The organism is Anaerohalosphaeraceae bacterium (genome assembly GCA_037479115.1).
Lineage (GTDB): Bacteria > Planctomycetota > Phycisphaerae > Sedimentisphaerales > Anaerohalosphaeraceae > JAHDQI01.
Genome location: JBBFLK010000033.1, coordinates 1 through 24,164, shown reverse-complemented (window position 1 = coordinate 24,164; position 24,164 = coordinate 1). Strand labels below are relative to the sequence as shown.

The following is a 24,164-nucleotide window of genomic DNA, read 5'->3' as shown; positions in this document are numbered from 1 at the left end:
GATGCGCTGGTTTCACGGGGTCCTGATGGAGCACAGCCGTGCCCGCCTGTGTCGGATGGAACCGCTGGAAAAAGTGCTTTCGCTTCAGGTGGTCTCGTTTGCAGTGATGGGGGAGGACCGGCTGGTGGAGCGGCTGGCCCGGTGTCTGGAAGAAAAATACGGCAAACAGCTCGAATGCTTTCATTTTCAAAATCCTTACTCCAACGGCCACTGGTGGCTGACGATTCACGATGCCGCCGCCTGCAAATCCAAGGCCGTGGCGGAGCTGGCTCGGATGTACGGCTTTTCGATGGACAATGTCGTGGTGTTCGGCGACCATATCAATGATGTACAGATGTTCCGCACGGCCGGCCGGGCTGTCGCCGTGGCCAATGCACACGAGTCCCTCAAGCCCTACGCGGATGAAATCATCGCCTCCAACGAGGATGATGCGGTCGTTCAGTATATTGAACGATGCCTGTGCCTCCAAACGCCCGATAAAATCTGACAGCTCTGCCGGAAGGTGAATCCCCCCTTCCTTTTTGCATACTCGCATAAAGGCGTGTTCCGCAAAAAACCGACTTTTTTGTCGGATTTTTTCGGATACAATGGGGGATTTGAGGAGGCAAACCTGTTTTGCAAAATCCGAATGGCTCAAAAAAGAAACAATTTTATTCGTTTTTTGGGATACGTCCGGCCGTACAGCGGCTATCTGGTGCTGGCGGTGCTGGGCGGGATTGTCAAGTTTACGGTGCCGCTGCTCACCCCGCAGGTGACGCGCTATCTGGTGGACGGTGTGTTCTTAAATCCAGCCCTGCCGTCCGAAGAAAAAATGCGGCAGCTGCTGTTTTGCACCGGCGCGATGGCTGCCGTGTACTTGTTTTTTTACGCGCCGTTTGTGTACATCCGGCACATCTATGCAGACAAGGCCAGCCATCGGGCCGTGTTTCATCTGCGCTATGAACTGTACTGGCGCATCCTGCGGCTGTCGGCCTCATTTTTCAGCCGGCACCGCAGCGGAGAAATCGTCTCCCGTCTCATCAGCGACATCGCCCTGGCTCAAAATCTGGTCGGCACGGCCCTGACCAATACGTGGATGGATGCGGCCGCCCTGATTGCGATTCTCTTTTTTATTTTTCGAATCGATGTGCCCACGGCCCTGGCGGCCCTGGCGACCTATCCGGTTTATCTGTTTTTCTTCCGCCGTTTCAGCACCAGCATCCGAGCGGCGACGATGCGGATTCAGGATGAACTGGCGACTATGGCCGGCGATGTGAGCGAGCGGATTTCCGCCACCGCCGTCATCCACGCATTCGGGCGGGAAAAAACAGAAAAACGGCGATTTCGCCGGCAGTCCGAGAAGCTCTTTTCCATCAATATGCAGCGGATTCTGATGCAGGGGCTCAATCAGGCCGTCACCGGCACACTCATTGGGCTGGCTCCGCTTGTGGTGATTGCATTCGGCGGCATGCGGGTCCTCAAGGGGGCGATGACCGTAGGCGATCTGGTGGCGCTGATGATGTATCTGGGCCCGCTGTACCTGCCGATGCAGCGGTTTTCCGAACTGAATGTGGTGATGGCCAACGCCCTGGCGGCGCTGGACCGCATCTTTCAGATTATGGACGAGCAGCCCGATATCCGCAGCCGTCCGGACGCCGTGGACCTGCCTTCGGTTCAGGGACGTGTGGAGTTCGAACACGTTTGGTTCGGCTATCAGCCGGACCGGCCTGTGCTGCTGGACATCCACTTCACAGCCGAGCCAGGCAGCCGGATTGCTCTGGTCGGCCCCAGCGGGTCGGGCAAAAGCACCCTGGTCAGTCTGATTCCGCGCTTTTACGATGTGCAGTCCGGGGCTGTGCGGATTGACGGCATCGATGTGCGGAACATCAAAGTGCCCTCTTTGCGGAAGGCCGTCGGAATGGTGCTGCAGGAGCCGATGCTTTTCAGCGGAACCATTCGGGAAAATATTCTCTACGGGAATCCATCGGCTTCGGAAGAAGAAGTAATTGAGGCGGCAAGAGCCGCCCACGCCCTCGAGTTTATTCAGGCCCTGCCGGCGGGGTTTGATACGGAAGTCGGCGAGCGGGGACTGATGCTGTCCGGCGGACAAAAACAGCGGATTACAATTGCACGGGCCTTCTTAAAAAATCCGCCTATCCTGATTTTTGACGAAGCCACCAGCTCACTGGATTCAGAATCGGAGTACTGGATTCAGCAGGCCATGCAGAATCTGATTCGCGGACGGACAACGTTTATTATTGCCCATCGTTTGGCCACCGTGATGAGCGCCGACTGGATTCTTGTCCTTCAAAACGGACGAATTGTCGAACAGGGCACCCATCAGCAGCTGACCTCCCAAAACGGGATTTATCGGGAATTCTTCCGGAGACAGATGCAGTCGGCTCCGCTGGATTTGCTGGTCGATTCCCCATTTTTTTAATTCAGAAATCTCTTGATTTTACATTCTCATTGTGTATAGTTGACAGAAAAGGACGGCATCAAACATCTCTGATTTTGCCAAGCCCCGCCCTTCTGAAACGCGCAAAAAATACTTCGTTTTCAGAAAAATGGAGGGTAAAAAGATGTCTGCAAAATATACATTTCCGGCCTTTATTCTTTTGTATGTAGTGGCTCCATTGTTTGCTGCTGATGGGGATAAACTCTGGTATTCCGGCGGCGTCCCGATTACGGTCAACGGCACCACCGCATCCCGTTTCGATATCGCCACCGATCAGGACGGAGGAATTTATTTTGCGTGGGAAGCCGATGTCGGCTATCAGGTTCTTCTGCAGCGGATTGATTATACCGGACAAACCAGCGGGGGATTTCCGATTCCCGGTCCGGCGTGGTTTTCAGATGTGGTTCTTTCGTCCGGGCTGGACAATCAGAATCCGGATGTGATATCCGACGGCGCCGGCGGAGCGATTGTCGCCTGGGTGGAGAAAATCAGTGACACCCCGATGAAGACCTGGGTTTACAAGGCCCAGCGGGTCAATCAGATGGGGACAAAACTATGGGCCACCGCGACGATCCTGACCAGTTCGTATATGGACGGAGCTTCCAGCCAGCCCAAGCCGATTTTGGTTGGCGACGGAGCCGGCGGGGCCTATGCCGCTCTGCAGTGCAGTGCGGTTTACCGTCTGGTGCATTTTAACAGCAGCGGAGTCCTGACAGGCGGCGTAGACGGGCTGAACCTGGGTTTTAAGCCGGGCGATGCCGTCTCCGACGGAGCAGGCGGCGTAATTGTCGCCGGGCTGAACGGCCTGCAGGTTGTCGCTCGACGAGCAGCCGTCAGCGGCAGTTCCGTCGTACCCCTGTGGGGAGCCGACGTGACGATAGGAAACACCACAAGCACAACTACGGCTATTCATGCCGCCGCTGACGGACAGGGCGGAGCAATTGTCTGCTGGAACACAAACGACAATGTACGGATTCAGCGGGTCAATTATGCCGGTACGGTGCTTTGGGCCGCAGGCGGTCTGGAGCTGGTCTCCGCGTCGGCGGTGGGCGGAAGCGCCTGGACGTACGGCATCAGCTCCGACGTTTGCAGCAACGGAGCGGAAGGGGCCTATGCGGTCTGGACGGATTGGCGGAACGAGCCGTCCATGGGCGGCAACAGTGATATTTACGCCCAGCACATCGACCGTGACGGCAATATCCGGTGGACGCTGTACGGCATCCGCATCAACAACCTGACTCCCGGCACGCAGCGAAATCCTGTGGTTTGTGCCGACACGACGGGCGGGATGATTGCCGCCTGGCAGGATTACTGGGGCTTAAGTTACAACATTCGGGCCTGCCGGGTCAATGCGGCCGGAGGGCTGATGTGGTCCAGCTGGGTGATTGACGATGATGTGTATCCGTCCAACCCGGGCGCCCATCAGAAGTATCCGAAAATCCTCTTTGCCAAAGACGGCCCATCGCCTTTCGGAGCCGTTGTCGCCTGGAATGATGAACGGGCGGCCCGCGCCAATTACTGCCAGAAGATGGAAATCAATACAGCCCAGCTGCCCCTGGCCCCGTCCAATCTGACAGCGGCCATCACCTCCCCGCAGATTCATCTGCAGTGGAAAGACAACGCCGCCAATGAAAGCGGTTTTGAGATTGAATACAAAAAATGGTCCCGCTATTCCGCCGAACCTTCGGGCTGGACGGTTCTGGACAGTGTCGGCGCCAACGTGATGTCCTATCAAATGAATGAGATTCTGCTGTTTAACTATTACTACAAGTTCCGGGTGCGTGCCTTTAACAGTCAGGGATATTCCGACTATTCGAACACGGCTACTGTGCTGAACAGCTTCTTCCTCTATTCGATTACCGTCACACAGCCCAATGGGGGGGAGGGCTGGCCGGCAGGCGCGGTGCGGGAAATCACCTGGAACTCCTGGGGCACCATTCCGTTTGTGCGGATTGATTACTCGCTGGACGGCGGCAGCCACTGGGTGGACCCGCCGATTGCGGTCTCGGCGGCCAATACCGGCTCGTTCCTGTGGACGGTGCCGAATACCCCCGGCGACAACTGCCGCATCCGCATTCAGGATGCCTCCGACGGCGACCCATATGACTTAAGCGACCAGCCGTTCCGAATTACACCGGCCCGGCCGGATTTGGTCATTGAGTCGTTTGTCTGCGACCAGCAGGAAACCGCCATTCAGGACCAGCCGCTGACATTTCATTGTACTGTACGGAATATCGGGTCCCAAAATGCCGGCAATTTCTATCTGGACTTTTATCCCAACCGCTCCAGCCCGCCGGCGGTCAATCAATCCGGGGCGCTCTATGCGTATGTTCCGGCTCTGGCGGTGAATGAAACCTATACCTGGAATTTCACCTATACCTATTCGATTCCGGGCGTACAGTCGATTTACCTGCAGGCAGATACGGATCGGCAGGTTTTGGAAGCCGATGAGAACAACAACATCCGGGGACCTCATTCCCTGACGGTGTATGAATTTGAACGGAAAGAAGAAACCTACAATGCCCAGGGCTGGTTCGGCGGCGATGACCGACCGGACTGGACGCCTCGAAATGTCGGCTGCGGACAAAGCATCGTCCTACCCCGCAGTGCACAGGTCGCCTATGCAGGTTTCCAATTCACCGACCGGTTTGACTATTTCTATAATCCGACCGGTACAGGCCATGCCGTCACGCTGGTGCTGGATGTGCGGGCTGCGGACGGGACGATTATCAAAACGGTGACAAAAGATGTCCCCGCGTCGTTTAACGGCGGATGGGTTTTCTTCCCGGTCAACATGGATTTGTGGGGACAGAAAACCTATATTTTCACCTCGTATGTTCTGGACGGCCATCTGAACAATCTGTCCTCTTCGATTGCCGCCCGCACAGATAACCCGTGGCCGGACAGTCAGGGGTATTCGCTCAGCAGCTCCGCGGCACCTTATGATATGAAAACCTGGAGCTTATGGAGCCCCACCACGTGGGATTACAATTTCCGAATCGCCGGCTTTTACACAGATTTAAGTCCTTCCGACTTTGTCCGCGATTATCGGGTGAATCTGGAAGATTTCGCCCGGCTGGCTCAAAGATGGCTCCGCGCAGACTGCACGCCGCCCGGCTGGTGCGGCCTGACGGATTTAGATTATTCAGGCGGGGTTGATTTGACGGACGTAGAGATGTGGACGGACGACTGGCTGTGGGAAGGATATGGAGCGCTGGGACGTGCGGAGATTGCAGCAATGGATGCCCAGCTGTCCGCTTCGCCGATTTACGGTTCGGACGGCAGCCAGTTCTGGCCCGGAACATACTTCGCCTATATCACCAACAGCGGCCGTTACGGCAAATTCATCGTGGAAAAATACGAGCCGGAAAGCAACCACCGGCTGACTATTGGCTGGACGACGTACAATGCCGACGGAACAATCTATTCCACCGGCACAGGGCTTGTGGTTCGCGGGACCTACACGTGTGATTTGGATGTCGGCCTGGAGGGCGGTTCCGGCGAAGACTGGCACTGGGCGATGCACACCTCCACAACCCGCTTGCTGATTCCGAGCAACGGTGCCCGCTTTAAACTGATGTACCGCGCCCCCGGCCCGTAGATTAGGCATCTATTCGGCGGTATTTTCGGAGGGCATCAAGGAAGGTCTGCATATCCGCCGGCAGCGGGGCCTCAAAGGTCATCGGCTCACCCGTGGCCGGGTGTGTCAGTTCCAGTCTCCAGGCGTGGAGGGCCGTGCGGGCCATCAGCGGGCTTTCCGGCGCCGGCTGGCGGTCTTCAATCTGCCAGGGATAGACGACCTTGCCGCCGTAAAGGTCATCGGCCACAATCGGGTGCTTCATCCAGGACAGATGCACGCGAATCTGGTGGGTGCGGCCGGTTTTTAAATCGAGTTTGAGCAGACTGTACCCGCGAAAGGCCTCCAGCACTTCGTAGATTGTTATCGCTTCTTTGCCGATGTCCGGGCGGATGGCAAACTTCTCCCGGATAAATGGATGCACGCCGAGCGGCTGGTTGATGCAGTCGGCCCGCAGGGCCGGCGTGCCGTGCACAATGGCCAGGTAGGTCTTGCGGGTCTTTCGGTCGGCAAACTGGCGGGACAGTTTCCAGTGGGACGTGTCGTCTTTGGCCACAACCAGAACGCCGGTGGTGTTGCGGTCGAGGCGATGAACGATGCCCGGCCGCCAGTCATCACTGCCTTTGGAGAGTTTCTGATAGTGATAGACCAGGGCGTTAACGAGTGTGCCGTGTTTGTAGCCGCGGGCGGGATGGACAATCAGATCGGCCTGCTTGTTAATCACAATCAGATATTCATCTTCATAGAGCACATCCAGCGGAATATTCTCCGGAATCAGCTCGCGGATGGGCCGCGGCGGCAGAATCAAATCGATTTCATCGCCGGCTCGAAGCTGATAGCTGGGTTTGGCGGGCCGGCCGTTGACATTGACTCCCTGTTCTTTGATGAGTTTCTGCAGGCGGGTGCGGCTGAAATTACTGAATCGCCCGCACAGATACTTATCCAGCCGGCGAAACTTCAGATTCGAACCCACGCGAAACCGAAGGCGCTCTCCGACCAGCTCTTCCGCGTCGTCCGACTGTTCGGTTAGCTCGTCTGTCTCCGATTCGGAGATGTTTTCTGAAAGAGGATATTCCTCGTCCATGGTCGTCCGGCTACTGGGCGGCCGAGTCCGACGGCGAAGCCGGCAGTTCCATCAGTTCGGCGGGAGGATTTTCAGACGCGCTCTGGGGTTCCGGCGGAGGAGCCGGGGCAAACACGACTTTTACCGAGTTGTCCTGCAGCTGGTCCAAGCGCTGTTTGGCCTGTTCAATGACGGCGGTTCCTTTATAAGCAGAATTCTGAATGATGCGCGTGTAAATATCGCGGGCCTGCTCATACTGGCCGCCTTCTTCCGCACAAAGCCCCAGCTGAAGCTCCGCCAACCCTTTGAGAGTCGGGGACTGGGCCAGCAACAGGGCCTGCTGAGCGGCCTCCTGAGCCCTGGCAAGTCTGGAGGAAATCTCCTCGGGGCTCAAATCCGCCTGCAGGTGCAGGACGGAGCGGAGCAGTTTGGCTTCTTCCAGACGGGCCAGAGCCGCCAGGTCTTTCTGGGGAGCTGTTTGCGACGCAGTCCGGAGTTCTTCGGCTGCCGGGTCAAGCAGAGCAGCCGGCTGGATTCCCTCTGCGGGGCGAGTTGCTTTCGTGACGGCCTCTCGGGCGTTCTGAATCCGGGATACCATAGCGGCCTGCTGAGCCCGACGGCTTTCCTGACGCCAGTTTTTCCAAAGCGGGATGACAAACAGGGCCGTTAGAATCAGGCAAACTCCGATAATCTGATTGGAATACTTCCGGATGTATTCCGGCAGATTCGCAACAAACTCCGCCAGCTCGTTGGTTTTTAGTTCATGACGATGTTCTGCATCCATACCTGTTCCTGCCTTCGGCTGCTGCCGGTTTCCCGCAGGTTAATTCGGCTTTTCCGGCTTCAAAGCCGCCTGCTGATTCGATTCCAAGGTTTCCAAAACTGCTGATTATAAAAAGTTTGCTTTTGACAGGCAAGAACTCTTTGCCCATACTATAAACTCCCTTCCGTAAGAATAAGGAAGGCAACTGGAAGATGTTAAGGATTAAGAAGATGAGAAAAGCCCTGCAGGTTTGGGTTGCGGCAATACTTTCTCTGTTCGGCTGGACCGGTTCATCGGCTCTTTCGGGGATGCTGGACCCCGGCCGACACATTCCGCTCGAGCAGGTACGACCCGGGATGGAAGGGTACTGCCTGACGGTTCTGGAAGGGACAGCCGTAGAACGATTCCCCCTGAAAGTGCTCAGTATTGTCCGCAATGCCGAGCCCGGGTCGGATTTTATCCTCGTTGTCGGTACAGATGAGCGGTTCAAAACGGTCGGGTCCGTGCAGGGATGCAGCGGTTCACCGGTGTATCTGGACGGTCGGCTGGCCGGTGCATTGGCGGCGGGCTGGTCGGACGCTGTCGAGCCGCTCTATCTGGTTCGCCCGATTCAGGATATGCTAAATATAGAATCACCGGCCCCCATCGGACCGGTTCCTTCTCCGGCTCCGCAGCCGAAAGACCTTATCGAACCGGAAAAGGCCCAGCGGCGCTACCTGGATTGGCTCGGGAGGACCTTCTCCAGCCGCCGGACGAAGCTGCCGCTGTCAATGTCGGCCTCCGCTTCCGCTGTTCATTCCGTTGAGCCGATTTTTGCGTCACTCGGTTTTTCCGCTTTTGCCGGCGCTGCGGAGGTGTCGGAGGATTCGGCGCAGAACCGGATTGCTCCCGGCGGTGTCCTTTCGGTGGTTTTGTGCGGCGGGGATATTTCCATTGCCGCCATAGGAACGGCCACCGATGTTGTCGGGGACACGGTCTACGGATACGGGCACAGTCTTCTGGGCACCGGGGCTATTCAGCTGCCGATGGCAGCCGGCTACATCCATACGACAATTGCCCGTCGGTCGATTTCGTTCAAATTCGGCTCTCCGGGGCCGATTCTCGGAACGCTCGTATCGGACCAGGCGGCCGGCGTGGTCGGACGAATCGGGCAGGAGCCGCCAATGTTTCCCCTTCGTGTCCGGCTGGAACGAACGGACCTTGGGCAGACCAAAGAATTCAACTGCCGGGTGGCCGTTCATCCGATGCTGACCCCGCTGATTTTGCGGGCGGCCATTCTCTCTGCAGCCCTCCATTTCGGAGATTTGCCGCGGGAGCATTCGCTGGACTATCAGGCCGTTGTGGAAATCGACGGCGAGCAGCCGATTCGGTTTGCCAACAGCAGCACGGATTCGGATGCGATGGCCCCGGCTTCAGAGGTTGCCGGGATTGCCAATCTTCTGATGAACAATCCTTATCAGCCGGCCGCGATTCGTTCGGTCGATTTGACGCTGCGGTTTTCCGGGCGGTCTCGAGCGGCCGAAATCTGGGCGGCGGATATATCCGATGACAAACTCAAGCCCGGACAGTCCGTCACCGTTCGGGCAGTACTCGAGTCGTTCCGCACAGAGAAAACCATTCATTCGATTCATCTGCCTCTCCCGTCGGACCTGAAGGCCGGAACCTATATGCTTCAGGTGCTGGACCGAGATGGATATCTGGCCTTCCTTCAGAAGGCCTCTCCGCATCAGTTCACGGCCGAAGACCTGCCGTCGATGCTCGAGGCGGTCCGCCGCATCGTCCGGACCCCTCGCAACCAGCTGACCGCCGTTCTGCTGCTGGGCCGGGGCGGGATTGCGATTCGTCATCAGGACCTGCCGGACCTGCCCCCAAGCCGGGTGCTTCTACTGCAGGACAACCGCCGCTTTACGCCGGCGATGCCCCTGCAGAACTGGATAGAAACGCAGACATCAATGGACTGGATTCCGAGCGGGAATATATCCGTCCCCATCCAAGTTGAACCGTAAAGGAAGATTGCATGGAAAAAAGGCCGTTTTTGTTTTTGACGGCGGTTTGGGCCGCCGGATTGGTTCTTTCAGGCCCCGCAGAGGCCGTTACCTCGGTGATTACCCGTCATTCCAAAAGTGAACATTTTCTCAAAGGCAAACTGGAGAATCTGATGGTGGATTCCGACGGGAATCTGCGTCTGGCCCGTCGGGCGGAGGTTCTTCTGACGTCCGATGCGCTGGTCGGCGTCTGGACCGTCAACACGATTTTAGCGGAGCCGGACGGCTCGGCGGTGTATCTGGGGACCAGTCCCAACGGGACGATTTTTAAGTATGCCCGCGGACAGACGGAGGTCCTGTATCCAACGGACAATCCTTCGGCTGCCAAAGATGCGGCGGCGGCCCTGGCTGCTCCGCTGCGCAATGAGCACGTCTTTGCTTTGGCGTTTGATGCGGGCGGCCGCCTGCTGGCGGGCATCAGCGGCAAACAGGCCCGGCTGATTCGGTTTGACAAAGACCCGACGGTGCTCTTTCAGTCCGACACGGACCGCTATATTTATGCCGTTCTGCCGGATGAGCAGGGAACCCTCTATCTCGCTACCGGTCCCCGAGGGCGGATTTATCGGCTGCCGCCATTCGGCGGAAACGCCGAGGTTGTATATGAAAGCCGCGACAAGAACATTCTTTCGCTGGCCTGGGCCAGGGACGGTTCGCTGCTGGCCGGCAGCGACACCCGCGGCCTGCTGTATCAGATTGATGTCAAAAGCCGCACCGTTCGTGTCTTGTACGACAGCCAGCAGAAAGAAATTACGGCCGTCACCACCGACCCGGAGGGCAATGTGTACCTGGCGGCCTCCAGTGCGGCGGCGGTAGCCGGTCGGATTGACTCCGCCGCTCAGGCCCTGTCCAAATCGCCCGGAAGACCGCAGTTCGAGCCGGAACCGGCGGAACCGCAGGAACCACCTCAGGGAGGCGACGATGAGGAAGAAGAGGAGCCGGATGACTTTCAGATGACCACGGCCAACACCGTCGAAGAGCAGCGTCCGCTGCCGCCGACTGCGCCGCCGGCCCCGCCGGTCGGCCCCGGGCCGCGTGCCGCCAGCTCGCTGGTTCGTATCACGCCGGACGGTTTTTCCCGGGAAATCTTTTCCGACCGCGTTATCTTTTATGCTTTGCTGTATCAGGACGGCACGCTTTTGGCCGCCACCGGCAATCAGGGACGTCTGTTCGGTCTTGATCCCGTGATTGACCATCGCTCCATCCTGTATCAAAGCGAAAAATCCGCTCAGATTACGGCCTTATACGCCGGAGGCGACAAAGGGCTTTGGCTGGCCCTGTCCAACCCGCCTCAGCTCATTCGTCTGGCCCCGGAACCGGCTCAGGAGGGGACCTATACGTCTGACCTGATTGACGCCGGTCAGCCCGCCCGCTGGGGAAAAATCCAGACCCAGGCCCGTCTGCCGGAGGGGGCCTCCATTCGTTTTTCTGCTCGGAGCGGCAATCTGAAAGAACCCGACGACCCGACCTTCTCGCCGTGGACGCCGGAGCAGGAGCTGACCGGTCCGGCGGATTTGGGCTGTCCCGTTGCCCGATACCTGCAATATCGACTTACCCTGGTTCGAGGCAAATCCGCGCAAAGTCCTCTGCTGCAGGAGGTGGCAATTGCCCACAGTGTCCCCAATCTGCCGCCGCAGATTCAGTCCCTGCAGGTTCAGCCGTCCAAAGACAAGCAAAAACCCTACCTGTTTCAAATTCTGGCGCGGGCGTCGGATGAAAACGGAGATACACTGGTGTACCACTTCGATTTTCGCAAACAAGGCCGCAAACGCTGGATTTCCCTGAAAAAAGACTCCGAAAAGCCCGTGTATGAATGGGACAGCCGGACCGTGGAAGACGGGCGGTATGAGATTCGCATTACGGCGGATGACAAACGGTCCAATCATCCTTCCGAAGCCCTGATGACCTCGCGCATCAGCGATATGGTGATTGTGGACAACACTGCCCCTGTGCTCAGCGACGTGCGTCTGAATGTCCAGGGCCGCTCGCTTGAACTCAGTTTCCGCGCCGTGGATGTCTTTTCCGCCATAGCCGAGGTCCGCTGCACGCTCAACAGCCGGGAGGACTGGGCGGGTCTTCTGCCGGATGACCGGGTATTCGATACTACCGAAGAATCCTTCACGCTGCGGCTGGAGAATCTGGAGCCGGGGGACCATGTGCTGACGCTGGCGGTCAGCGACAGCCCGGGCAATACGCGGTATCAGAGTTTTGAGTTTACCATCGGCCAGGACGGATAGCGATGCGCTCGCTGGCGTTTGAGACCATCGTCAGAACCGTTGCGGAGTTGTGTATTCACGCCGCCTACGAACTGCCGGCGGATGTTCTGGCGGCTGTCCGAAGGGCTGCCCAGACTGAGTCGAATCCGCAGGCGCGGCAGATTCTCGAACAGCTCTTGGAAAACGCACGGATTGCCTCCGCCGAACGCATCCCGATTTGTCAGGATACGGGGCTGACGGTTGTTTTTGCCGAACTGGGCAGCCGCGTGGTGATAGAGCCGCCGGCGGACAATCCTTCCGCCACGCTGACGGATGCCATTCAGCAGGGTGTGGCACGGGCTGCCCAGGAAGGGCTGCTTCGCAAAAGCGTCGTTGCCGACCCGCTGCATCAGCGGCGCAACACAAACACCAATACTCCTGCTTTTATTCACTGGAGTCTTGTGCCCGGCGAACAGCTGCGGCTCAGTGTCATCCTCAAAGGCGGCGGCTGCGAAAACAAAAGTGCTTTTCGAATGTTCAAACCGACCGAATCACCTCAGACCGTCTGCCGCTGGATTGTCGAGCAGGTCCGAAACGCCGGAGCGGATGCCTGTCCGCCCTTTGTCGTCGGGGTGGGTCTGGGGGGCGATTTTGAAGTCTGCTGTCTGCTGAGCAAAAAGGCGCTGCTGCGTCCATTGGGCAGCCGGCATCCGGATGCGTTTTACGCCGCCCTCGAGGAGGATTTGCTTCGGGATATCAACGCTCTGGGGGTCGGGCCGCAGGGGCTGGGCGGAGACACCACCGCCCTGGGCGTTCAGATTGAAACGGCTCCCTGTCATATTGCCTCGCTGCCGGCGGCCGTCAATATCGAATGCCACGCCCACCGACATGCCTCCGCCGTTTTGTAGGGTCGGTTATTCGGACAGGGCTTTTAAGATGCGGTCGGTATCCACATAATCCCGCACCATTTGGTGGAGCCGGATAATCTTGTCCGTATCGTAGGAGCGAATCTTAAAGCCCAGGTCTTTCATCCGGGCGCTGACGGTAAACGTGTCGTCGTCGCTGAGCAGCACCGGAATCTGGCTGGCCCGAAGAAGCGGTTCAATGGTCGGGTGCGGCTCAAATCCGCCGGTCAGAATCATCCCGCCGGTTTTGTCCCCGTATCGCGACAGCAGCAGAATCGTAATGAGAATATTGTCGATGCGGTCTCCCGGAATAATCACAAGGGTATGGTCTTCAATGTGCCGGAAGACGTGCTGCGGCTCCATCGCCGCGATAATGGTGTGATTAATCCGGTTGGTCAGGGCATCCGTACCGCACAGGATTTTATAGCCGAACTCCTCCGCCACCTGTCCGACGGTAAACTCCGCCAGCGACGGTTCATACGGCATCGCCCCGACCAGCTCCGTCCCCAGCAGACGCAGCCCTTTGGCGGCGGTTTGTCGAATCTTGTCGTACTTTTCCGGAAGGATTTTATTGAGAATAACGCCGAGCACCTCAACCTGATGGTCGGCAAACAGGGCCAGACTCAGAGCGATTTCATCGAGGGGCCGCCCGATGCCGCCTTCGGTAACGATGACCACTTTGGCTCCGAGCAGACGCGCCACCCGGGCATTGGAAAGCCCAAAGCAGCTGCCGACGCCCGCATGTCCGGTTCCTTCGTAAATCAGCATCGGGTGCTCCCGGCTGAGCTTCTGATGCACCTGAAGAATCTGCTCTTCCAGCGGACGGACATCAGGATTTTCGATAAACCGCTGGGTAAAGCCCTTTTCAATGGCAATCGGGCTGAGGTAATACGGGTCATCCTTCAGATGAAAGACCTGGTGCATCAGCACACCGTCTTCATCGATATTTTTGTCGTGATAACGAACATAATGCTGGCCGACCGGTTTGCAGTATCCGGGGTTAAGTCCCTGCTCCTGAAGCAGCTGCATCAGCCCCAGACAAACAGAGGTCTTGCCGCTGTCGCGAAGCGTAGCGCCTACGTAAATCGGTTTCATACCTTATGTTCCTGTGGAGTTTCTGGATAAAATCATACCGCCGCACTCAAAGAAAAACCATAAAAAAGGCGGCTTTCAGAACGGATTATCCGGCCTTGTCCGGTCATTTTCCAGATTTCGGAGTCGGCGGTCCAGCGGAATCAGGCCCCAGAGGATAATCAGGGCGATGACCGTCACTCCCACGGCGGCCTCATACAGCCCGAATCCGCAGGCAATGCCGATGCCGGTAACCAGCCAAATTGTCGCTGCCGTGGTGATTCCGTGTGTTTCGTGGGTGCCGCGAATGACCGCTCCGGCTCCGATAAAGCCCACGCCGGTAATGACGCCCTGCAGGATGCGGGAGGCGGTCTCGAGGGAGTCATCGCTGATGGACAGGGCGAGATGAGTAAAGAGAGAGGCTGCCAAACAAATCAGGATATTGGTCCTCAAGCCGGCCGGTTTGCGGCGAATTTCCCGTTCCAGACCAATCAGTCCCCCAAGAAGAACAGAACTGAAAAACGGCATCCAAAACGGCCAATTCCAGAAATCCAGGTCCATTTTTCAGATTCCTTTCCAAAAAAATCATAAAATTATAAAGTCTTTTGTATAAAATATTTACAAAATAACAAGAAAAAAATTACAATTTTCTTCTTGCTGAAGTTTCTGCGAGGAATTATTTTATATATCATTATTCCGACCGTTATAGTAGGATAAAAAAAATGACAACATATGGGTATTTTCAGATTTCCCAAAAAAGCCGATATGCCCTGCGGGCACTTCTGCAGCTGGCTATGCTGGACAAACGGCAGCCGGCTTCTGTGAGCCGACTGGCTCAGGCCCAGCAGATTCCTTCCCGTTTTTTGGAGGTGATTCTTAATGAACTGCGTCAGGGAGGATTCGTTCTGGCAGTCCGCGGCAAGCAGGGCGGATATATTCTTGCCAAAAATCCCCGTGACATCTCCGCAGGAGAAATCATCCGCTTTTTGGAATCCTCCGGCAAGCAAACGGAAAGCAATGGTCTTCCGGCAGAGGGGCCTTCCAGTGAAAGACAGCTTCTCGAACGAATCAATGCCTCCATTTCTCGGATATTAGATTCTGCAAGTCTTGAAGATTTGGCTCACGAAGAGCAAAAACGAATGTGCTCGTATGTAGCCAACTACATGATTTAATTTTTTTCAAACATATACCTATAAAGCAATAGGAAAACAAGTAATTGGAAATTTGTATGGAAACGCATTATCGCAGTGTCTTGAAGGCTGTCAGCTACCGCCTAACCGGAACGGCGGTCACGATTATAACGGCCTGGGTGGTCACAGGGTATCCCAGTTCAGCCCTGAAAATCGGTCTGCTGGATGTGCTCGTCAAAATCCTCGTCTTTTACTGTCACGAACGTTTGTGGAATCGCGTTCCTATCGGAAAACTGAAATCCCCGGAATATGAAATATGAACATAGAAGTTCTTGAACAGGTTCGCCGCAAAACACACAACCAGCCGCCGCAGGAGATTCTGCGGACAGTCCTGGAGCAGTTTGGAAGCCGTATCGCTCTGGCGACCAGTTTTGGGGCGGAGGACCAGGTGCTGACGGATATGCTCTGCCGGCTTGACGAGAGGCCGGCTGTCTTTACGCTGGACACCGGACGTCTGCCCCAGGAAACCTATGAGGTGTGGGAGGAAACAGAAAAGCGGTACGGATTTCGAATCGAAGGGCTGTTTCCGGATTTTCGACAAGTCGAGTCGATGGTGTCTGAGCACGGAATCAATCTGTTTTATCAGAGCATCGAGCTGCGGAAACTGTGCTGCCGAGTCCGCAAGATTGAACCGCTGAAACGGAAACTGTCTGTTCTGGATGCGTGGGTCTGCGGGCTTCGGCGCGGCCAGTCGCAGACCCGAAGCGCTGTGGACATTGTGCAGCCGGATGAGCAGTTCGGTCTGGTCAAAATCTGTCCGCTGGCCGACTGGACCGTTGAACAGGTCTGGGACTATATTCGTGCGAACCGGGTCCCCTATAACAAACTTCACGACCGCGGATATCCGAGCATCGGCTGTGCCTGCTGTACCCGGGCGGTCCCGGCGGGGCAGGACCCCCGTTCCGGACGCTGGTGGTGGGAAACACCTGACCAGAAAGAATGCGGACTTCACTGGACTCAACCGTTTTTGTACCGGAGGTGATATGGATTATCTGGATGAACTTGAATCTCAGAGCATTTATATTTTTCGAGAGGCCTACCGCTCCTTTAAGGACCTGGTGATGCTCTGGTCCATCGGCAAGGACAGCACTGTGCTTCTGTGGCTGGCCCGCAAAGCCTTCTTCGGTCATGTTCCGTTTCCTTTGATGCACATTGATACCTCTTTTAAGATTCCGGAGATGATTGAATATCGGGACCGATTTGCCCGGCAATGGAAGCTCAAACTGATTGTCGGGATGAATCGGGAGGCGATTGACAGCCGACAGACGTTCCCCGACGGAGCCGTCAGCCGTCTCCAGTGCTGTGCGGCTCTGAAAACCGAGGCCCTCAGGCACACCCTCAGCGGACGGTGGCCGCGGCGCATTCTGGACCCGGACAGCGGCGAATTTTATACGGTGGAAAACGGTCCTCCCTTTACGGGTGTGATTGTGGGGGCCCGCGCGGATGAAGAGGGCAGCCGCAGCAAAGAACGTTATTTTTCCCCGCGCGGTCAGGAAAGCGACTGGGAGGTCAGTGACCAGCCGCCGGAACTGTGGAATCAATTTAAGACGGATTTCGCCCCGGGAACCCATGTGCGGATTCATCCGCTGCTGGACTGGACCGAGCTGAACATCTGGGAGTACATCCAGCGGGAAAATATCCCGGTGGTTTCGCTGTATTTTGATCAGGGCTACGGCCGGCGCTATCGTTCTCTCGGGTGCTGGCCGTGCACGGCCCCGGTGGAATCCACAGCCAAGACGGTGGCGGAGATTATCGAGGAGCTTCGCAGCGGGAAATTCGCCCATATCGCGGAGCGCTCCGGGCGGCAGCAGGATAAGGAAGACGGCAGCGGATTAGAGACCCTCCGCCGAAGCGGATATATGTAATTCAGAAAAAAGGAGAACATACAATGACAGCATCCTCGACCGCCGGACTTTTGTCCGGGCGGAATCGGCAGCAGATGAATATTGTTGTGATCGGCCATGTCGATCACGGGAAAAGCACACTGATTGGGCGGCTTTTGGCCGATACCGGCTCGCTGCCCAAGGGAAAACTGGAATCGGTTCAGGCCTATTGCGCCCGCAATGCCAAACCCTTTGAGTATGCTTTTCTGCTGGATGCCCTGAAAGAAGAGCAGGCACAGGGCATCACCATTGACACGGCCCGATGCTTTTTCAAGTCTTCCCGGCGGGAATACATCATCCTGGATGCTCCCGGTCATGTTGAATTCCTCAAGAATATGATATCCGGTGCAGCCCGGGCGGAAGCGGCGCTGCTGCTGATTGATGCCAAGGAAGGGATCCGGGAAAACTCCCGGCGGCACGGCTATCTGCTGAGCCTGCTGGGCATTCGGCAGATTGCTGTGGCTGTCAACAAAATGGATTTGGCGGACTATCGCCGGGATGTCTTTGAAACGATTCAAAAGGACTATACCGCGTTTCTGCAGCAGGTGAAGCTTCAGCCGCGTTTTTTCATACCGGTCAGCGCCCGCTTCGGAGACAATCTGTGCACCCGCTCTGCGCGGATGAGCTGGTATGACGGCCCGACGGTTTTGGAAGCGATGGACCGGTTTGAAAAAGAGCCTGCCGGACGTGAAAAACCCTTTCGATTTCCGGTGCAGGATGTGTACAAGTTCACGGAGGAAGGCGACGACCGCCGAATTGCGGCCGGGCGTGTGGAAACCGGAACCGTTCGGGTGGGCGATGAGGTGGTTTTCCTGCCGTCGGGCAAGCGGTCCCGAATTGCTTCCATCGAAGGATTTAACAAGCCGCCGCAGACCGAAGCCTGTGCAGGCCAGTCCACCGGTTTTACCCTGACTGAACAGGTTTACATTCCGCCCAATCAGATTCTCTGCCGGGCTGACCAGCCGCCTGCCCGAACCGGAACCTGTCTGAAGGTCAATCTTTTCTGGATGGGCCGGCAGCCTATGGTCAAGGGAAAACGATATAAACTTAAGCTGGCAGCTGCCCGGGAGTCCGTCTGGCTTCGGGAGATTTACACTGTTTTGGATGCGACTGACCTGAGCACAGACAGCCGGAGCTGCCAGATTGAACGGCATGATGTGGCTGAATGTCTGCTGGAAACCCTTCGTCCTGTGGCCTTCGACCGGGTATCGGAGATTGCGCAAACGGGGCGTTTTGTCATAATCGACAACTACGAAATTGCCGGCGGCGGCATCATTCTGGATGCCATCGCTCCTGAAAAAGACTGGCTGTCTGAACATGTTCAGAGACGCCAGATGTACTGGCAGCGAAGCCGGATTCGACCGCAGAACCGTTCGGAACGCTACAAGCAGAACGCCGCCCTGGTTCTGCTGTGCGGGCCGAACGGGGTCGGCAAATCTGAAATTGCCAAAACCCTCGAAGAACAGCTGTTCAGCGCCGGCCGGATGGTCTATTATCTCGGACTGGATAATTCCCTGCTCGGCGTTGATTCCGACCTGCAGACCGCGGATGAGCGGGATGAGTACATCCGCCGGCTCGGCGAAATCGCCCATCTGTTTGCCGATGCCGGTCTGATTCTGATTACTGCCATCAGCCATCTGGACGATTATGAACTTCAGGCGATTCGGACTCTCAATCAGCCGTATCCCTGTCTGGTTGTGGCCATCGGCCCTCATCGGCTTGTGCACAGCCGGCCGGACCTTCACCTTGACAACCCGGCCGATGTTCCGGAGGTAATTGAGAAAATCAAATGCCTGCTGGCTCGTGAACACTATCTGCTCGAATATCATTTGTAGAGGGTGTCGGGAAAGGAAAGCGCCGATGGACCAATCGTATTCGCAAGAAAACAAGCGTGTGCCGCAGGAGCCCCAGCGGCTTTGGGGTACTTACCCGCAAAAGCAGGAGGGGCTCTGTATGCAGCGGATTCCGTTTCCGGGCGGACGAATCACCTGGCAGCAGTGGCGGACTGCTGTCCAGCTGGCCCTTCGTTTTACGCCGGATACACCGCTGCATTTGACAACCCGGCAGGACATCGAGCTGCACAATGTCCGTCAAGCCGATGTACCTGTTCTCTATCAGGAACTGGAGCGGGCGGGCCTGTGCACCTACGGTGCCTGCGGCGACTCCATCCGAAATATCACAGTTTCGCCTGCCTGCGATCTGCATCCGGACGATTTTGACCTGCTGCCGGCGGCCCGGCTGCTGCATCAGATGCTCAGCGAACAGGCTGCTGAGCGGCCGCTGCCGCGAAAATTCAAAATCAGTTTCTGTGGGCTGCAGGACAATCGAGGGGGGCCTTACATCAGCGATTTGGGATTCCTTGTCCGTGCGGACGGGACCTTTCGGGTTGTCGGGGCCGGTTCCCTGGGGCCGATCCCCCGGACCGGCATGGACCTGTATGAGCAGGTGCCGGCGGAAGCGGTTCTGCCGCTGGCGGCGGCGGCCCTGGAGATGTTTATCGAACTGGGGGACCGAAACAACCGTTCCCGGGCCCGGCTGCGGCACATTCGGGAGCGGCTCGGAGATGAGCTGTTTCGAAAGGAACTGGACCGGCGATTCCAGGCGCTTCGCCGGCGGCAGGTCTGGCCTGTTGTACCGCTGCCGCACGGACGGAGCGGTCTCCGTCGGCTTTATACCCTCCAGCTGCCCGGCGGCGATTTGCCGGCCCGGGCGGCGCTGGAACTGGCTCGGGCCGCTCAATCTGCCGGAGCCGTTTTGCGAATGACCCTCTCCCACAGCATGGAATTATATGGGGATGCCCTGTTCCCGCTGCCGGCCACTCTGGAACCGTTTGCGAATCTGCCGTGCGTGGTTGCCTGCCCTGGATTGGCCAGCTGCCCGCGGGCCCTGGCGGATGCCAGACAAATCGGGATACAAATCCAGCAGACGGCCGCACGGCGTTTCGCCGGCCGGAGAATTGCGGTCTCCGGCTGCCCGAACGGATGTGCCCAAAGTGCTGTGGCCGACATCGGGCTGATTGGACGGCGGAAAACCCTGGACGGCCGGCAGCAGGAGTGCTTCGATGTGTACCTCAACGGCGGACAGGGGCAATCTCCCCAACTGGGACAAAGAGCCGAAACCGTTCCGGCGGAGCAGATTGAATCCTGGCTTCGAAACTATTTGGAGCAGTCGAAGGGATGCGAAGGGGTTATTCGCTCATCAAACCCGGCAGCAGTTCCGGATGGTCCACCTGTTCAAGGGTCTGGCGAATGAATTCCCGCCAGTGGGGCAGGCGATGCGTGCGGCGCTGAAGGATAATGTTGCGCAGCGTTCGATAGCTCATACACCACAGCCGGGTCTGAAGGAATCCCTCCGGCAGGCGTTTTTTGACGCCCACGATATCCTGCTGCACGGCGGCCTGATGAATCGCCCGCAGCGTCTCCAGCGAACAGCTGTCCGGCTCAAAATTGGCCTCTAAAAAGGCGGCAACGGAATCCGCATCGTCCAGATTGACCGCCAGCAGCTCCCCGCTGAGTGTGTGCATCGTGCTTTCGGACTGCTTGGTGGACAGCCGGAACGTGTCGGCCTCCTGCCACCAGTAGCGGGGGGCGCGGACATCCAGCCAGACGATAATGCTCTCGAGGAACTTGTTGTGGCCGCCGTCTTTGTCGGCCAGCCGGCGGGCGACGGCCTCCATCTTTTCCGGGCATTGCTTTTTGTTATGCGACAGCCCCAGCAGAGCGGCTTCATAGCCCGCTTCGTTGACCTTTCGGACCCGCATATAAAACGGGCTTTGGGCCCGGTGTTGAATGTGTTCTTTTTCCGCCGCTGCTTCCATAACAACGTTCCTGCCGATGGTTTTTCGTCCTTCTATACACTCTCAGGACGCTGTCGGCAAGAAAAAACATCTTTTGCAGATGCTCCCTTACCATCGGTATGTGAGCGTGACCGCCGCGGCGGGGGCGTGGGTTCGGTAGTCGCCGTACACGGCCAGATAGTTTCGTTTGTTCAGATTTTTGTCGAAAATTCCCAGCAGATTGTATCCGTGGATTCCGATGGTCAGATTTTGGGAGGGCTTATACTGAAGCCCGGCATTCAGATAGTAATTGCCCCGATAGGATTTTTTCCAGCCCGGCTCAAAGAACCGGTGTTCCGGAAACGGCCGTCCGTCCGGGTAGGTGGTTCCGTCATACTCAAAACTCCTCCGGCCCCCGTCAAAGGCATACGGGTAATACTCATTGTAGTCTTTCATCCCCGGGAACCCCCAATAGACCCGCAGCGAGGCGTCAACCGTCAGCTGTTCGCTGAGTTTCTGTCTCCAGGCGATTTTGGATACATGGTCGGACCAGTCGGCCAGGTCCCGCCCGTAGCCGTAGGGTTCAGCGGTGACGTATGTGCGGCTTCCTTCCGCCAGGTCAAAGTCATACAGCTGCGTGTAGGCGTGCGAGAAAACCACCTGGGTTGTCGAAGTCCGGTAGGCGGTTTCGAATTCGATCCCGTATTCTCTCTGGTTTCCGACCGGGGTTACGCGCGACTGCTCGGCATTCCATCCGAGCAGCTCCAGACTGTAGTGGACAAAACCGGTCAGAGCCGTTTCCAGATTTTTGCTGTGCTTTTTCTCCCAGCGCAGTTCGACACTGTCCAGTTTTTCCGGTGCGCTGTTTCCGCCTCCGGCCATGGCGGAGGCCCTCATTTCTGTTTCGATATTCGCCCGGACCGAGCGGGACCACATCAGTTTGACTGTGTCCTGGTCCGTGGGGGTATAGATGAGTGCGGCCCGGGGGGAATACATCCGTTCTGTATAGGTATGGTCATCCGCCCGCCCGCCGAGAAAGACGGTCCAGCGGTCGCTGAGTGTCCATTGGTATTCTCCAAACACAGAGTACAGATTTGTGGACCAGCGCGGCATGGAAGGCAGCCGGGGGCTGGTGGGCGGAATATCGGGCCATCCATGGGCTTTCATCCCGAGTTCCTGATGGGAAATCTCTCCGCCAAAGGCAAACCGGTGCCTGTCATGCGGCTGCCACTGTACGACGGCCTTGCCGTAGTATTCGTCTTCCCGGGAGGCCTCGTCAACCCGATTCTGCCGGCGCTGCACCAGATGAAACGTATCATAACTGAAGGCATATTGGAGCGACAGCGAATCGGTCAGCTCCTGGGTATATCCGATATAGACGGTTCCCTGCTGGTAGCCGTATGTATTGGTTCGCACTTTTTTGTAGGAGCCGGTCCGTGTCTCCCAGTCGAACGAGTAGAAGACGTAATCGGCATACCCCCAGCTCGGACGGGCCCAGATTTGGGGCGACATCACATAATCTTTGCCGCCGCGTGTATAGCGGGCCCAGATGTCCCAGTTGTCTCTTTGAAGCTGGAAATGCAGTTTCACCGGCGGCAGACCGCGATACGACGCCCCGTCCCGGCTGATGGGGCCTTTGGTCAGCGGCTGACCTGCTTTCAGACCGTCTGTCGGCAGGTGGGGCGGATTGGCCGGATTCGGGCCCCAGCCGTCCGGCCAGGGCTCATTATCCCACCACGGAACGTCCATTTCCTGCGGGAAATCCAATGGAAAAATCTGCTGGGCCTTGTCGGATTTGGCCCCCAGATATTTGCCGATGCCGGCATACCAGAAGTATCCGCCGTCACCGTCGCTGAACGGCTTGCCCTGTTTGATTTCCGTGCTGTAAAACTCTTCACCCGCGCCGGCACGAGTTATGATTTCGGTTCCTTCAAAGGTGGAGGGGTTGTGGGTGATGATGTTGATGACCATGGAGACGGCCCCGGGACCATACAGGGCGGAGCCCGGCCCGCGGATGATGTCGATGTGGTGAATATCGCTCAGCAGAACCAGGTCTCGTTCGCTTAAGGCCCCGACGTGTGTGCGGTGATTCATATTCCGGCCGTTGACCAGCAGCAGATACTTATGGTCGCTCATGATGCCGCGAAGGCCCATGTGGTCGGGCTCCCAGTGATGACGAATCCACTGAAAGTTCGGCACATAAATATCCAGCAGCTCAAACAGGTTCCGCGCCCCGGAGGCGGCAATCTCCTCCTGTGTGATGGTGGTTACGGCGGCCGGCACCAGCCGCGGTTTGGTCTTGGTCAGCGAGGCCGTAGAAAAGACCGGAATCTCCATCAGTTCTTCAATCGACAGGTCAAACAGGTCCCGCTTTTGCGGCGGCGGTTCTGCCGCAGCCAGAACGGACAGCGCCCAGCCGGCGGCCCACATCCCCCCGACAGTTTTGAAGAATGGTTTTTTCATTTTCGCGTTCCTCTCCTTTTATTCTGCCGGTTCGGTTTATCGGAAACGTGACTGAAACAAATTATTAAAATTCATCAGTAAACGTTTACCGATACATTAGTAAACGTTTTATAGGGTTTTGATAAATTTGGGCCTGTATGCGAAAATTTTTATCGGACCTGAAAGCGGAAACCGCAGGACTTTCCAACGGCCCCCGGGGCTTAAGCGAAAGCAGAAACTGTTATCAGTTCTCAGTCATCAGTTGATGGAGGAAAGAACAGGCGGCTTCCGTCAGCGGGGAAAAATCCGAAAACTTGAAATTCGAATCCCGAATTCCTAAAACCAAACAGCCGCAAATAAAGCATGGCCGGGTTGGTCTTAAGCCCACACTTTCATGTGATTCCCGCGGTCTGTTCTCCGAATCATTCAACAAAGGAGAAAAACGGATGCCATAGGATAGCCGCGTCTGCAAGAGCAAATGGGGAATTCAACCGTTATCAGTGAACAAAGAAGAGGGGAATAAGATTTTTTCTTGTGGGGTTTCGAATGATCAGCGGTCGGGGTGAGTGGAATAATGGAAAAAAGTTGGAGAAAAAACCTTCGTGAATCAGATCTTCGCAGGCTCAGAAAAAAATCAGGTCAATTTCACTTGCAGTTGTCGTAACATCTCAAATGTATTCATGAACTGAACAGAAAAAGCTTGACAAACATTAGGTATCGGAACAGTCCTCTTTATCTTATTATCAAGAACTTCTTGAGTAACTACTGCCGTTTCCAAAAAATAATTTTAGCATTTTCTAAATTCAAGACTTGCGCGATGC

General features: G+C 56.8%; 18 protein-coding genes. 12 read left to right on the top strand and 6 right to left on the bottom strand.

Going from position 1 to position 24,164, the window contains the following annotated elements; genetic code table 11:
- From WHS88_11915 to WHS88_11905, 3 genes are all read left to right on the top strand, one after another.
- Positions 1-487 (top strand): HAD hydrolase family protein (locus WHS88_11915; protein MEJ5260883.1); only part of this gene is annotated, 487 nt, incomplete at its 5' end.
- A gap of 141 nt (positions 488-628) precedes the next feature.
- A complete protein-coding gene (locus WHS88_11910) occupies positions 629-2,419 on the top strand; it encodes an ABC transporter ATP-binding protein (GenBank protein ID MEJ5260882.1) in 1,791 nt (596 codons plus the stop codon).
- 142 nt (positions 2,420-2,561) lie between these two features.
- The gene (locus tag WHS88_11905; GenBank protein ID MEJ5260881.1) at positions 2,562-6,038 is read left to right on the top strand and encodes a CARDB domain-containing protein; all 3,477 of its coding nucleotides are present in this window, start codon (positions 2,562-2,564) and stop codon (positions 6,036-6,038) included.
- Between the two features lies 1 nt (position 6,039).
- Here the strand turns inward: WHS88_11905 and WHS88_11900 are convergent, their stop codons facing one another.
- Both WHS88_11900 and WHS88_11895 read right to left on the bottom strand, forming a co-directional pair.
- Positions 6,040-7,098: an RluA family pseudouridine synthase gene (locus WHS88_11900; GenBank protein ID MEJ5260880.1), complete on the bottom strand. Its 1,059-nt coding sequence runs from the start codon at positions 7,096-7,098 to the stop codon at positions 6,040-6,042.
- Between the two features lie 10 nt (positions 7,099-7,108).
- A complete protein-coding gene (locus WHS88_11895) occupies positions 7,109-7,861 on the bottom strand; it encodes a tetratricopeptide repeat protein (GenBank protein ID MEJ5260879.1) in 753 nt (250 codons plus the stop codon).
- 209 nt (positions 7,862-8,070) lie between these two features.
- Between WHS88_11895 and WHS88_11890 the strand changes: the two genes are divergently transcribed.
- From WHS88_11890 to WHS88_11880, 3 genes are read left to right on the top strand one after another with little or no spacing between them, the layout of a single operon-like run.
- A complete protein-coding gene (locus WHS88_11890) occupies positions 8,071-9,846 on the top strand; it encodes a SpoIVB peptidase S55 domain-containing protein (protein ID MEJ5260878.1) in 1,776 nt (591 codons plus the stop codon).
- A gap of 11 nt (positions 9,847-9,857) precedes the next feature.
- Positions 9,858-12,119, top strand: coding sequence for a hypothetical protein (locus WHS88_11885; protein MEJ5260877.1), 2,262 nt, complete (start codon positions 9,858-9,860; stop codon positions 12,117-12,119).
- A gap of 2 nt (positions 12,120-12,121) precedes the next feature.
- On the top strand, positions 12,122-12,985 hold the full coding sequence (locus WHS88_11880; protein ID MEJ5260876.1) for a fumarate hydratase: 864 nt from the start codon (positions 12,122-12,124) through the stop codon (positions 12,983-12,985).
- Between the two features lie 6 nt (positions 12,986-12,991).
- Here WHS88_11880 and WHS88_11875 read toward each other — a convergent pair whose 3' ends face one another.
- Complete coding sequence (locus WHS88_11875) at positions 12,992-14,077, bottom strand: AAA family ATPase (protein MEJ5260875.1); 1,086 nt, start codon at positions 14,075-14,077, stop codon at positions 12,992-12,994.
- A gap of 75 nt (positions 14,078-14,152) precedes the next feature.
- Positions 14,153-14,614, bottom strand: a complete 462-nt coding sequence (locus tag WHS88_11870; protein MEJ5260874.1) for an MgtC/SapB family protein — start codon at positions 14,612-14,614, stop codon at positions 14,153-14,155.
- A gap of 161 nt (positions 14,615-14,775) precedes the next feature.
- On the opposite strand from WHS88_11870, the gene WHS88_11865 reads away from it, so the two are divergent.
- The 6 genes from WHS88_11865 to WHS88_11840 are packed head-to-tail and all read left to right on the top strand — an operon-like array spanning position 14,776 to position 20,378.
- Complete coding sequence (locus tag WHS88_11865; GenBank protein MEJ5260873.1) at positions 14,776-15,225, top strand: Rrf2 family transcriptional regulator; 450 nt, start codon at positions 14,776-14,778, stop codon at positions 15,223-15,225.
- A gap of 56 nt (positions 15,226-15,281) precedes the next feature.
- Positions 15,282-15,503: a DUF2061 domain-containing protein gene (locus WHS88_11860; GenBank protein ID MEJ5260872.1), complete on the top strand. Its 222-nt coding sequence runs from the start codon at positions 15,282-15,284 to the stop codon at positions 15,501-15,503.
- Entirely contained in the window at positions 15,500-16,225 is a 726-nt protein-coding gene (locus tag WHS88_11855; protein ID MEJ5260871.1) for a phosphoadenylyl-sulfate reductase, read from the top strand. Before WHS88_11860 ends, WHS88_11855 begins: the two co-directional genes overlap by 4 nt.
- Before the next feature lies 1 nt (position 16,226).
- Complete coding sequence (gene cysD, locus WHS88_11850) at positions 16,227-17,108, top strand: sulfate adenylyltransferase subunit CysD (GenBank protein ID MEJ5260870.1); 882 nt, start codon at positions 16,227-16,229, stop codon at positions 17,106-17,108.
- A 23-nt stretch (positions 17,109-17,131) separates the two neighbouring features.
- Positions 17,132-18,961 carry a GTP-binding protein gene (locus WHS88_11845; protein ID MEJ5260869.1) on the top strand — a complete coding sequence of 610 codons (1,830 nt, stop codon included), beginning with the start codon at positions 17,132-17,134 and terminating at the stop codon, positions 18,959-18,961.
- A 25-nt stretch (positions 18,962-18,986) separates the two neighbouring features.
- Positions 18,987-20,378, top strand: coding sequence for a nitrite/sulfite reductase (locus WHS88_11840; protein MEJ5260868.1), 1,392 nt, complete (start codon positions 18,987-18,989; stop codon positions 20,376-20,378).
- Here WHS88_11840 and WHS88_11835 read toward each other — a convergent pair.
- Together WHS88_11835 and WHS88_11830 are read right to left on the bottom strand one after the other, a co-directional pair.
- Complete coding sequence (locus WHS88_11835; GenBank protein ID MEJ5260867.1) at positions 20,314-20,943, bottom strand: hypothetical protein; 630 nt, start codon at positions 20,941-20,943, stop codon at positions 20,314-20,316. The two genes, WHS88_11840 and WHS88_11835, sit on opposite strands and share 65 nt — an antisense overlap.
- Before the next feature lie 87 nt (positions 20,944-21,030).
- On the bottom strand, positions 21,031-23,364 hold the full coding sequence (locus tag WHS88_11830) for a TonB-dependent receptor (protein MEJ5260866.1): 2,334 nt from the start codon (positions 23,362-23,364) through the stop codon (positions 21,031-21,033).
- Between the last annotated feature and the right edge of the window lie 800 nt (positions 23,365-24,164).

What these genes read in the sequence shown, in the direction of transcription:
- WHS88_11910 (MEJ5260882.1), top strand. Translation starts at nt 629, where the DNA reads ATGGCTCAAAAAAGAAACAATTTTATTCGTTTTTTGGGATACGTCCGG.
- WHS88_11870 (MEJ5260874.1), bottom strand. Translation starts at nt 14,614, where the DNA reads ATGGACCTGGATTTCTGGAATTGGCCGTTTTGGATGCCGTTTTTCAGT.
- WHS88_11875 (MEJ5260875.1), bottom strand. Translation starts at nt 14,077, where the DNA reads ATGAAACCGATTTACGTAGGCGCTACGCTTCGCGACAGCGGCAAGACC.
- WHS88_11835 (MEJ5260867.1), bottom strand. Translation starts at nt 20,943, where the DNA reads ATGGAAGCAGCGGCGGAAAAAGAACACATTCAACACCGGGCCCAAAGC.
- WHS88_11890 (MEJ5260878.1), top strand. Translation starts at nt 8,071, where the DNA reads ATGAGAAAAGCCCTGCAGGTTTGGGTTGCGGCAATACTTTCTCTGTTC.
- WHS88_11905 (MEJ5260881.1), top strand. Translation starts at nt 2,562, where the DNA reads ATGTCTGCAAAATATACATTTCCGGCCTTTATTCTTTTGTATGTAGTG.
- WHS88_11895 (MEJ5260879.1), bottom strand. Translation starts at nt 7,861, where the DNA reads ATGGATGCAGAACATCGTCATGAACTAAAAACCAACGAGCTGGCGGAG.
- WHS88_11860 (MEJ5260872.1), top strand. Translation starts at nt 15,282, where the DNA reads ATGGAAACGCATTATCGCAGTGTCTTGAAGGCTGTCAGCTACCGCCTA.
- WHS88_11845 (MEJ5260869.1), top strand. Translation starts at nt 17,132, where the DNA reads ATGACAGCATCCTCGACCGCCGGACTTTTGTCCGGGCGGAATCGGCAG.
- WHS88_11830 (MEJ5260866.1), bottom strand. Translation starts at nt 23,364, where the DNA reads ATGAAAAAACCATTCTTCAAAACTGTCGGGGGGATGTGGGCCGCCGGC.
- WHS88_11880 (MEJ5260876.1), top strand. Translation starts at nt 12,122, where the DNA reads ATGCGCTCGCTGGCGTTTGAGACCATCGTCAGAACCGTTGCGGAGTTG.
- WHS88_11885 (MEJ5260877.1), top strand. Translation starts at nt 9,858, where the DNA reads ATGGAAAAAAGGCCGTTTTTGTTTTTGACGGCGGTTTGGGCCGCCGGA.
- WHS88_11865 (MEJ5260873.1), top strand. Translation starts at nt 14,776, where the DNA reads ATGACAACATATGGGTATTTTCAGATTTCCCAAAAAAGCCGATATGCC.
- WHS88_11900 (MEJ5260880.1), bottom strand. Translation starts at nt 7,098, where the DNA reads ATGGACGAGGAATATCCTCTTTCAGAAAACATCTCCGAATCGGAGACA.
- WHS88_11855 (MEJ5260871.1), top strand. Translation starts at nt 15,500, where the DNA reads ATGAACATAGAAGTTCTTGAACAGGTTCGCCGCAAAACACACAACCAG.
- cysD (MEJ5260870.1), top strand. Translation starts at nt 16,227, where the DNA reads ATGGATTATCTGGATGAACTTGAATCTCAGAGCATTTATATTTTTCGA.
- WHS88_11840 (MEJ5260868.1), top strand. Translation starts at nt 18,987, where the DNA reads ATGGACCAATCGTATTCGCAAGAAAACAAGCGTGTGCCGCAGGAGCCC.